Below are 10,139 nucleotides of genomic sequence, written 5' to 3' on the forward strand. Positions count from 1 at the left end.
AGAAATGTGGGAGGGCCGCCCGACCTCCGGGCGCCTACCGTGGGTCCGAGAAACCCCAGGTCACCGGAGGTACACCGACATGTCCCCGTCCATGCTCAACGTCGGACTGGATCCAGCGCTGGTGGACGACGCGCCCTCGTCACGGGCGGCGTTCCCTGAAATCGACGCCGAGGCGGTCCGGGCCGGAATGGCCGCGGGCCGGGCTCGGCTCGAGGAGCTCGGCCTCAGTGTCGATGTCTGCCTGCTCGACTACGGCCGCACGGCCGAGGCGGTCTTTCGCGCCGCGTTGACCGCCAAGGACTACGACATCGTGCTGATCGGCGCCGGCGTCCGGCTGGACCCGGAGCTGACCCCGCTGTTGGAGGTGCTGGTCAACACCACCCACGAGCTGGCACCCGGCGCGAAGCTCTGCTTCAACGTCAGCCCGACGACGGCTGTCGAAGCCGTCCAGCGGTGGTGGCCCGAACACAAGCCGCTGGTCTAGGCGCTCCATAGCCCTCAAGAGACGATTCGATGAACGGGAGGCGGTCCTCCGCCATGTCTGCAAGAGCACTCGAGGAGAAGGTGGCACTGGTCACCGGCGGCAGCCGGGGCATCGGCCGGGCGATCGCGGAGCGGCTCGCCCAGGACGGCGCCGCCGTCGGCGTCACCTACGCCCGCGACGAGACGGCGGCGAGCGAGACCGTCGAAAACATCCGCAAGAACGGAGGACGGGCCTTCGCACTCCAGGCGGGGCTGGGCGAACGCGGCGACGCGGCCCGCCTCTGGGCCGCCTTCGACGCCGCGGGCACGGAGCACGTGCCCTACGGGAAGCTCGACATCATCGTCAACAACGTCGGCATCGGGGATTTCGCATCCCTGGAGTCGTTGACCGAGGACGCCTTCGACAAGGTCTTCGCCGTGAACGTGCGTGCACCGTTCTTCGTCACGCAGCAGGGACTGCCGCGCCTGCGCGACGGGGGCCGGATCATCAACATCTCCAGCTCCGTGGCCCGCCTGGCCACGCCGGGAATGATCGCCTACGGCGCCACCAAGGGAGCCCTGGACAACTTCAGTCTCGCCCTCGCCAAGGAGCTGGGCCCCCGGGGCATCACGGTCAACTCGGTGGCCCCCGGAACCGTCCTCACCGATGCCAGCGCGGCCACCCTGCTGGGCGATCCGCACGCCGAGGCGCAAGCGGCGTCTCTTGCCGCCCTCGGCCGGATCGGGCGGCCGGAAGACATGGCCGACATCGTGGCCTTCCTCGCCTCCGACGACGCACGCTGGGTAACCGGCCAGGTCATCGACGCAACGGGAGGCATGGCCCTCTGACGTGCTAAGGAGAGGAAAACCGTCGAGCGGCTGATCAACAAGATGAATGCCTGGCGTGGCATCGCCACCCGGTACGACAAGTCTCCCGACAGCTACCTCGCCGGCCTCCACCTACGCGCCTCGATGATCTGGCTCAAGGACCTCACCCGAGCCACCCATTGATCGGAACTCAATACGGTCCCTAGAGTCGTCCCATGACGGACAGCTCCCGCCCGCACGACGACGCCGCCCTCCGCGGCCGCTGGCACGACACGCTGCTGGCCGCGCGCGCCGGGGCCGACGGCCCTGATCCGCTGCCGTACGCCGAGAACCTCCTCGCCCGCTGGGCCGAACCGCAGCGCCGCTATCACACGACCGCCCACCTGATCGCCGTCCTGGACGGCGTCGACGCCCTGGCCGGGTACGCCGACGACGTGCACGCGGTACGGCTGGCCGCCTGGTTCCACGACGCGGTGTACCGGCCCGACCGGACGGAGAACGAGGAGCGCAGCGCCGCCCTCGCCGAACGCGCGCTGCCCGAGGCGGGGGTGCCGGAGGCGACGGTGGCGGAGGCCGCCCGGCTGGTCCGCCTCACCGTCACGCACGACCCGGCGGACGGCGACCGCAACGGCGAGGTGCTGTGCGACGCCGACCTCGCGGTCCTGGCGGGCGGCCCGCAGGAGTACGGGACGTACGCGGCCCGGGTCCGGGAGGAGTACGGCTTCGTCCCGGACGAGGCGTTCCGTGCGGGCCGGGCGGAGGTGCTGCGGCAGCTCCTGGGCCTGCCCCGGCTGTTCCGCACCCCGTACGGCGCGGCGGCATGGGAGGCGCGGGCCCGGCACAATCTGGCGACGGAGCTGGAGCTGCTGACATCGTCCGGCCCCCGCTGACCGGCCCCCGCCGACCGGCTCCGGGTGACGGCTCCCGTCGGCCGGGCCCCTCACCGGCTCGCCGTGATCAGGACCCTGTCACCGTCGGCCGGTAAATGTTCCGGTTCGTTCACGGTGTCGTCCCGGTCGGACCCTGTCCCGGCCACGAACTCCCGGCGGCGGCTACCGTACCGGCATCGCAGTTGCACACGCCCTGCGACGGCACGCCACTCGGGTTCCGGTCGGGTTCCGATCAGGCTCCGCCGAGGTTCCGTTCAGACGACTCCACGGGGGTACAGCGAAATGTCCAAGGGATACGGCACGACGGCCGGCAGATCTTCGCGACGGCGGGTGCTGCGACTGGCCGGGGGCGGGATCACCCTGGCGGCTCTCGGCGCCGGCGCGACCGGCTGCCAGGACGAGGACGTGACCGGAGGCCCGGCCGGCGGCGGCACGCCGTCCGGAGGCGCTTCCCCGGAGGACGGGAAGAAGCCCGAGGACGGCCGGGCCCCCGAGCCGCTGTGGACGAAGTCGACGTCGGCGCAGACCTACGGGGACAACGACGAACTCGTGGCCGTCGACGGCGTGGTCATCGCGAGCGGTGACCCGCTGGCCGCCTTCGACGGCGCGACCGGCGAGGAGCGGTGGTCGCTGCCGGACGGCGCCGTGCCCGGCGCGCCCCTGCTGCTCGGCGACGGCACTCTGTACCTGGAGAGCGGCAAGTACGACGGCAGTGTCGCCGGCTACGTCCCCGGTTCCGGCAAGGAGACCTGGCGCAGCCGCCTCGGCAAGGAGTACCGGCAGCCGAGGCCGGTCGCGGTGGACGCGCAGCAGGTGTACGTCATCGCCGAGATCCTGGAGGCCGACGGCTCGTCCCACACCAACGTGATCGCCGCGCTGGACAGCGGCACGGGCAAGGTCGCCTGGAAGGAACAGCGTGACCTCGGCACCGAGCAGAACGGCGTCCACGCCGCCGTACAGGGCCGCTACCTCGTCTACACCGACTTCAAGAAGAACCTCACGGTCCGCGACACCGCCACCGGCAGGCAGGTGTGGACGCACAAGACGACGAAGACGAGCTACGGCCCCTTCGCCATCCACCAGGACCTGGTGATCGTCCCGCAGGGGGATCGGCTCCAGGGCTTCGCGCTGTCCGACGGGTCCGAGAAGTGGTCCGTGCGGGCCGAGAAGTTCACCGTCTTCCGGGAGCCGACCCTCCTGGAGGACGTGCTCTACATCGCGGACAGCGGCCGGACGCTGTGGGCGATCGAGCCGGGGACCGGCAAGGAGGTCTGGCGGTCCACGGCCCTCAAGGACGCGAGCGCGCAGGTGCCCCGGCAGTTCGTCAAGGTCGACGGGTCCCTCTACGGAGCCACCGACCTGGACAAGCAGGGCGGCATCCACGCCTTCGACGCGAAGACCGGCGCACTTCGCTGGACGTTCAACGACAAGTCAGGCGACTACCACTCCTGGCTGGTGGCCACCGACGGCAAGCGGGTCTTCGCCCTGCACGGCAAGAAGCTGCACGCCCTTCCCGCATGACGGGGACGTGAACACACGCTTCCTCCTCCCGGCGCCGGGAATGCGGACACCCTTCCCGGCGTTGGGACGAGTCATGCCCGACTCTCCCTCCCGCCGCGCTCCCATGCCGCTGGCCGTATACATTCTCGGCCTCTCGGTCTTCGCACTCGGCACCAGCGAGTTCATGCTGTCGGGCCTGCTCCCGCCGATCGCCGACGACATGGACGTGTCGATCCCGCAGGCCGGGCTCCTCATATCCGCGTTCGCGATCGGCATGGTGGTCGGCGCCCCGCTGCTGGCCGTCGCCACGCTCCGGCTGCCGCGCCGCACCACGCTGATCGCGCTGATCTCGGTGTTCGGCCTCGGCCAGGTCGCCGGTGCGCTGGCCGCGACGTACGAGGTCCTCTTCGTCTCCCGGGTGCTGAGCGCGCTCGCCTGCGCGGGTTTCTGGGCGGTCGGCGCGGCCGTGGCCATCGCGATGGTCCCGGTGAACGCGCGCGCCCGGGCGATGGCCGTGATGATCGGCGGCCTGTCCGTCGCCAATGTGCTGGGCGTACCGCTGGGGGCCTTCCTCGGCGAGCACCTCGGCTGGCGTTCGGCGTTCTGGGCGGTCGGCGCGGCCTCGGCGGTGGCCCTGGTCGGCGTGGTCACGCGCATCCCGCACATCCCGCTGCCCGAGAAGAAGCCCGAGCTGAAGCGGGAGCTGGCGATCTACCGCGACCGGCAGGTCTGGCTGGCCATCGTGATCACCGCGCTCGCGGCGGGCGGGGTGTTCTGCGCGTTCAGCTATCTGGCGCCGCTGCTCACGGACGTGGCGGGACTCGACTCGGGCTGGGTTCCGTGGATTCTCGGCCTGTTCGGGGCGGGCGCCCTGATCGGTACGGTGATCGGCGGCCGGGTCGCGGACGCGCACCTGTTCGGGGTGCTGCTGGGCGGCATCACGGCGTCCACGGTGTTCCTGGTGGCGCTGGCCCTGTTCGCCTCCAGCCAGGCCGCGGTCATCGCGCTGGCGTTCCTGCTGGGCCTGTCGGCCTTCTTCACGGCCCCCGCGCTGAACGCCCGGATGTTCAACGTGGCCGGGGCCGCCCCGACGCTGGCGGGAGCCACCACGACGGCGGCGTTCAACCTCGGCAACACGAGCGGCCCGTGGCTCGGCGGCACGGTGATCGACCTGGACTTCGGCTTCGCGTCCACGGCCTGGGCGGGTGCGGCGATGACGGCCCTGGCCCTGGCCGCGGTGGGGGTCGCGCTGCACCTCCAGCGCGGCGGCGAGGGCGGCCGGTCACGCTCGCGGCTGGTCGTGAAGGGCGCGGCGGCCCCTGACCCGCGCACCACCCGCCGCACGGCGGACGCGCCCTAAGGGCTGCCCCTCAGCCCGGCGCCGGCCGGCCCTTCGGCCTTCGGAGCCCCGCGGCCGTGAGGCGCCGGACCAGCTCCTTCGAACCGATCTCCCGCGCCCCGGCCCGTACCGCGTCCGCGTAGTACGCCTCGGGCACGTCGTAGTGGTCGCGCTCGAAGGCGCGCGGCGGGCACCCGATCGCGGCGGCGAAGGCGTGCAGCTCCTCGAATGAGGCGTCGCTGACCAGGTGCGACCAGAGGCGCCCGTGGCCGGGCCAGGTGGGCGGGTCGATGTAGAGCGTCACCGCCGCAGCACCTCGCCCAGCGCCCCCACCGGCGCCACCGCCACGGCCGCCTTGGTGCACACCCAGTGCGGGTCGGGACCGAGCTCCGGCTCCACCTCCAGCGCGTGCGGCTCCTCCTCGGCGCACACCGGGCACAGCGGCCACCGCCCGTACCGCTCCAGCAGCGCGTCCTGCACGTCCTGGGCGATCAGGCCGGCCACGAACTCCGCGCCCTCGGGCCACTGCTCCACCCACCACCGCCGGTGGGTCACCGCGTCCTCGACCAGCGAGACGATGTCCGCCTCGGCGACGTCTCCGGCCACCAGATCGGCCATGACGAGCGCGCGGGCGGTGTGCAGGGCCTGCTCCAGGGGGTTCAACTCCATGCCCCCATTGTGCGCCCGCACGGGAACGCCCCCCGGGGGTGGTGACCGGAAGGGGTTGACGGACCCCCGGGTTGAAAATATCTTTCACATGTGACCCATGACGTGAAGGAAAGTTTCAGCGGCGAATCCCCTCCGGCCCCCGCGGCCCTCGCCGCCAAGGTCCGGACCCTCGCCCCCTCCATGACCCGCTCGATGCAGCTGGTCGCCGAAGCGGTGGCGGGAGACCCGGCCGGTTGCGCCGCCCTCACCGTCACCGGTCTCGCCGAGCTCACCGGCACCAGTGAGGCCACCGTCGTCCGCACCGCACGGCTCCTCGGCTACCCCGGCTACCGGGATCTGCGCCTCGCGCTGGCCGGCCTCGCCGCGCACCAGGAGTCCGGCCGGGCCCCCGCCGTCACCGCCGACATCGCGGTGGACGACCCGATCGCCGACGTGGTCGCCAAGCTCGCCCACGACGAGCAGCAGACCCTGGCCGACACCGCCGCCGGGCTGGACACCGTACAGCTGGGGGCCGCCGTCGCCGCCGCGTCGACCGCCCGCCGCATCGACGTCTACGGCGTCGGGGCGTCCTCCCTCGTCGGCCAGGACCTGGCACAGAAGCTGCTCCGGATCGGGCTGATCGCCCACGCCCACATGGACCCGCACCTCGCGGTGACCAACGCCGTGCAGCTGCGCAGCGGCGACGTGGCCATCGCGATCACGCACTCCGGCTCCACGGGCGACGTCATCGAGCCACTGCGGGTCGCCTTCGACCGCGGGGCGACCACGATCGCGATCACCGGCCGGCCCGACGGGCCGGTATCGCAGTACGCGGACCACGTGCTCACCACGTCCACCGCGCGCGAGAGCGAGCTGCGTCCCGCCGCCATGTCGAGCCGCACCAGCCAGCTGCTCGTCGTGGACTGCCTGTTCATAGGCGTCGCGCAGCGGACGTACGAGACCGCCGCGCCCGCCCTGGCCGCGTCCTACGAGGCCCTCGCCCACCGCCACAACCCGCGCACCCGCTGACCGTCCCCGAGCGGTCCGCGCACCACCCGTACGCGTACGAGAACGAGAAAGCAGAGCCGCACCCCATGACCTCCACCACCGACGCGAACACCGGCGCCCCCGGCGCCGGCGACTCCACCGGCGCGGACACCGGCACCGCGGACACCGGCTCCGCCGAGACCTACGGCGAGCTGCGCGCCCAACTGGCGACCCTCACCACCGAGGCGTTCCGCCCCGAGCTGGCCGAGATCGACCGGCTGGCCACGGGGGAGATCGCACGGATCATGAACGGCGAGGACGTCTCCGTCCCGGCCGCCGTCGCCGAGCGGCTGCCGCAGATCGCCGCCGCCATCGACGCCACCGCCGAGCGCATGGCCCGCGGCGGCCGGCTGATCTACGCGGGCGCCGGCACGGCGGGCCGCCTCGGGGTGCTGGACGCCAGCGAGTGCCCGCCCACCTTCAACACCGACCCGTCCGAGGTCATCGGCCTGATCGCGGGCGGCCCCTCCGCCATGGTCACGGCCGTCGAGGGCGCGGAGGACAGCAAGGAGCTGGCCGCCGCCGACCTGGACGCGCTGAAGCTGACCGCCGACGACACGGTGGTCGGCATCTCCGCCTCCGGCCGCACGCCGTACGCGATCGGCGCGGTCGAGCACGCCCGCACCCGGGGCGCCCTGACCGTCGGGCTCTCCTGCAACGCCGGCTCGGCACTCGGCGCCGCCGCCGAACACGGCCTGGAGGTCGTCACCGGCCCCGAACTGCTCACCGGCTCGACCCGGCTGAAGGCGGGCACGGCGCAGAAGCTCGTCCTCAACATGATCTCCACGATCACGATGATCCGGCTGGGCAAGACGTACGGGAACCTCATGGTCGACGTCCGCGCTTCCAACGAGAAGCTGCGCGCCCGCTCGCGGCACATCGTCTCCCTGGCCACCGGCGCGTCCGACGCCGAGATCGAGGCCGCCCTCACCGCCACCGACGGCGAGGTCAAGAACGCGATCCTCGTCGTCCTCGGCGGGGTCGACGGCCCCACCGCCGCCCGGCTCCTCGCCGAGTCCCACGGCCACCTCCGCGCCGCCCTCGGGGTGTCCGGCACGGCCGCACGCACCACCTGACCCACCCCGGGCTCCCCACCCCCCGCACAGCAAGGCACCCAGCACCATGGCCACAGAAGACAAGAACCGCGCCACCGCCGCCGCGCTCCTGCCGCTCGTCGGCGGCGGGGCGAACGTCGCCTCCGTCGCCCACTGCATGACCCGGCTCCGCCTCGGGCTGCACGACCGGTCCCTCGTCGACGACGAGGCGCTCAAGGCCCTGCCCGCCGTGATGGGCGTCGTCGAGGACGACACGTACCAGATCGTCCTGGGCCCGGGCACGGTCGCCCGCGTCACCCCGGAGTTCGAGCGGCTGGTCGAGGAGGCCCGCGAGGCCGCCCCGGCTCCGGCCCCCGCGTCCGCGCCGGGTGGCGGCGCCCCCGTGTCCGCCGAGGAACTGGCAGCGCAGGGCGCGGCGATCAAGGCCGAGCGGAAGGCGAAGAACGCCACCCCGTTCAAGCTGTTCCTGCGCAGAATCGCCAACATCTTCGTGCCGCTGATCCCGGCGCTCATCGGCTGCGGGATCATCGCGGGCCTGGGCGGCCTACTGGTCAATCTGGAGTGGCTGCCCGCCGTGACGCCCGCGCTGGCGGCGATGGCCTCCGGCTTCATGGCGCTGATCGCGGTGTTCGTGGGCTACAACACCGCGAAGGAGTTCGGCGGTACGCCGATCCTGGGCGGTGCGGTGGCGGCGATCATCGTCTTCCCCGGCGTCGCGGACATCGACGCCTTCGGCCAGACGCTCTCCCCCGGCCAGGGCGGTGTGCTCGGCGCGCTGGGCGCGGCGGTCCTCGCGGTGTACGTGGAGAAGTGGTGCCGCCGGTGGGTGCCGGAAGCGCTGGACGTCCTGGTCACTCCGACCCTGACGGTGCTGATCTCGGGCCTGGTGACGATCTTCGGCCTGATGTACGTGGCCGGTGAGATCTCCTCCGCGATCGGCACGTTCGCCGACTGGCTGCTGTCCAACGGCGGCGCGGGCGCGGGCTTCGTGCTCGGCGGCCTGTTCCTTCCCCTGGTGATGCTGGGCCTGCACCAGGCGCTGATCCCGATCCACACGACGCTGATCGAGCAGCAGGGCTTCACGGTCCTGCTCCCGATCCTCGCGATGGCCGGCGCGGGCCAGGTGGGCGCGGCGATGGCCGTCTACTTCCGCCTCCCGCGCAACGAGTCGATCCGCCGCACCATCAAGTCGGCGCTCCCGGCGGGCCTGCTGGGCGTCGGCGAACCCCTGATCTACGGCGTCTCGCTCCCGCTGGGCCGCCCGTTCATCACGGCCTGCGTCGGCGGCGCGTTCGGCGGCGGCTTCGTCGGCCTGTTCAACCAGCTCGGCGACACGGTCGGCTCGACGGCCATCGGCCCGTCCGGCTGGGCCCTCTTCCCCCTCCTCGACGGCAACCACGGCCTGGGCTCGACGATCGCGATCTACGCGGGCGGCCTGCTGGTGGGCTACGTCGCCGGCTTCCTGGCCACGTACTTCTTCGGCTTCGGCAAGGACCTGCTGACCGAGTTCAACGTCTCCCGGGAACCGGCCCCGTCCCCGGTCGCCGCCACGAGCGACGCCCACCCCGCCTCCCCCGCCGCCGGGGCCGCCCCCGGCGGCCCCGGCCCCGACGGCACGGACCCCGGCGCCTCGCCGGCCAAGGCCCCGGCAGGGGTCTGACCCGGGCCCCGACCGGGCGAGACCCCCGGCTCCCTCGCGGCATCACCACGGCTCGCGGCCAGGAGCACTTCGCGTTCCTCTTCATGGGGATCGCGGGCGGGGTGGGGTCCCACACCTTCAACATCAAGGTCGTCAGCCGCACGCCGGGGGACGGCCCGGCCGACGGCTGCCCGACGGCAGCGCGTCCGTGTGGTGGCGGGCGCCGCCCTCGTCCGGTTCCGTGAACGGCGCGGCCGCCGGCCCCCGGCCCCCGAGCGCCGGACCCGAGCACCGGACGTGAGCGATTCCCTGCCCGGGTCCCGCCTGATCTCCGCGGCCCCTGACCGGCCGGCGAAATTTATTCAGCAGCCTCCATGTGTAGGCAAAGCGTAAGCGGGCACCTGAATTCCCGGAGGTTGATAATCATGGTTCCCCTGCTTCTCGTTCTTCTGCTCGCCCTGGTTCTCTTCGGCGCCGGTTTCGCGGTCAAGGCTCTCTGGTGGATAGCCGTGATCGTGCTGGTGCTGTGGCTCATAGGATTCTTCGTCCGTCCCACCGCGAGCGGTGGCCGACGGGGCCGGTGGTATCGCTGGTAGTCACTTCTGACCAGCATCCGCCACTGACCGGCGGATACGGGGGCGGGGGGGGGGCCCCCCCCCCCCCCCCCCCCCCCCCGGCGCCCCCCCCCCCCCCCCCCCCCCCCCCCCCGCCCGGCCCCCCCCCCCCCCCGC

11 protein-coding genes and 2 pseudogenes are annotated in these 10,139 nt (G+C 72.7%); 11 read left to right on the forward strand and 2 right to left on the reverse strand.

Features of this window, described 5'->3' with window-relative positions:
- The first annotated feature begins 79 nt into the window (after positions 1-79).
- The 6 genes and pseudogenes from ACIQMU_RS10815 (at position 80) to ACIQMU_RS10840 (ending at position 5,040) form a co-directional block, all read left to right on the forward strand.
- The gene (locus ACIQMU_RS10815; RefSeq protein ID WP_056792618.1) at positions 80-484 is read left to right on the forward strand and encodes a hypothetical protein; all 405 of its coding nucleotides are present in this window, start codon (positions 80-82) and stop codon (positions 482-484) included.
- 53 nt (positions 485-537) lie between these two features.
- Entirely contained in the window at positions 538-1,311 is a 774-nt protein-coding gene (locus ACIQMU_RS10820; RefSeq protein WP_352239507.1) for a glucose 1-dehydrogenase, read from the forward strand.
- A 6-nt stretch (positions 1,312-1,317) separates the two neighbouring features.
- A pseudogene (locus ACIQMU_RS10825) lies at positions 1,318-1,473 on the forward strand (IS5/IS1182 family transposase); the annotation flags it as partial.
- 32 nt (positions 1,474-1,505) lie between these two features.
- Entirely contained in the window at positions 1,506-2,180 is a 675-nt protein-coding gene (locus ACIQMU_RS10830) for a hypothetical protein (RefSeq protein WP_352239508.1), read from the forward strand.
- Between the two features lie 282 nt (positions 2,181-2,462).
- A complete protein-coding gene (locus ACIQMU_RS10835) occupies positions 2,463-3,701 on the forward strand; it encodes a PQQ-binding-like beta-propeller repeat protein (protein WP_352239509.1) in 1,239 nt (412 codons plus the stop codon).
- A 103-nt stretch (positions 3,702-3,804) separates the two neighbouring features.
- On the forward strand, positions 3,805-5,040 hold the full coding sequence (locus tag ACIQMU_RS10840) for a Cmx/CmrA family chloramphenicol efflux MFS transporter (RefSeq protein ID WP_402688755.1): 1,236 nt from the start codon (positions 3,805-3,807) through the stop codon (positions 5,038-5,040).
- A 10-nt stretch (positions 5,041-5,050) separates the two neighbouring features.
- On the opposite strand, the gene ACIQMU_RS10845 is transcribed toward ACIQMU_RS10840, so the two are convergent.
- Positions 5,051-5,323 (reverse strand): DUF4031 domain-containing protein, encoded by a 273-nt coding sequence (locus tag ACIQMU_RS10845; protein ID WP_352239510.1) that lies wholly within the window; start codon positions 5,321-5,323, stop codon positions 5,051-5,053.
- Entirely contained in the window at positions 5,320-5,688 is a 369-nt protein-coding gene (locus ACIQMU_RS10850) for a hypothetical protein (protein WP_352239511.1), read from the reverse strand. Before ACIQMU_RS10850 ends, ACIQMU_RS10845 begins: the two co-directional genes overlap by 4 nt.
- A gap of 90 nt (positions 5,689-5,778) precedes the next feature.
- Here ACIQMU_RS10850 and ACIQMU_RS10855 point away from each other — a divergent pair, with 90 nt between their 5' ends.
- The 5 genes and pseudogenes from ACIQMU_RS10855 (at position 5,779) to ACIQMU_RS10875 (ending at position 10,004) form a co-directional block, all read left to right on the forward strand.
- A complete protein-coding gene (locus ACIQMU_RS10855; protein ID WP_352239512.1) occupies positions 5,779-6,696 on the forward strand; it encodes a MurR/RpiR family transcriptional regulator in 918 nt (305 codons plus the stop codon).
- 65 nt (positions 6,697-6,761) lie between these two features.
- The gene (gene murQ / locus ACIQMU_RS10860) at positions 6,762-7,790 is read left to right on the forward strand and encodes an N-acetylmuramic acid 6-phosphate etherase (RefSeq protein WP_352239513.1); all 1,029 of its coding nucleotides are present in this window, start codon (positions 6,762-6,764) and stop codon (positions 7,788-7,790) included.
- Positions 7,791-7,836: 46 nt separating this feature from the next.
- Positions 7,837-9,429, forward strand: coding sequence for a PTS transporter subunit EIIC (locus tag ACIQMU_RS10865; RefSeq protein WP_352239514.1), 1,593 nt, complete (start codon positions 7,837-7,839; stop codon positions 9,427-9,429).
- A gap of 38 nt (positions 9,430-9,467) precedes the next feature.
- Positions 9,468-9,569: pseudogene (locus tag ACIQMU_RS10870) on the forward strand (oxidoreductase); the annotation flags it as partial.
- 264 nt (positions 9,570-9,833) lie between these two features.
- Positions 9,834-10,004 (forward strand): DUF5670 family protein, encoded by a 171-nt coding sequence (locus ACIQMU_RS10875; RefSeq protein ID WP_352239516.1) that lies wholly within the window; start codon positions 9,834-9,836, stop codon positions 10,002-10,004.
- Positions 10,005-10,139: the final 135 nt, after the last annotated feature.

Origin of the sequence: Streptomyces sp. NPDC091649 (assembly GCF_044756785.1) — a bacterium.
Taxonomy (GTDB): domain Bacteria; phylum Actinomycetota; class Actinomycetes; order Streptomycetales; family Streptomycetaceae; genus Streptomyces.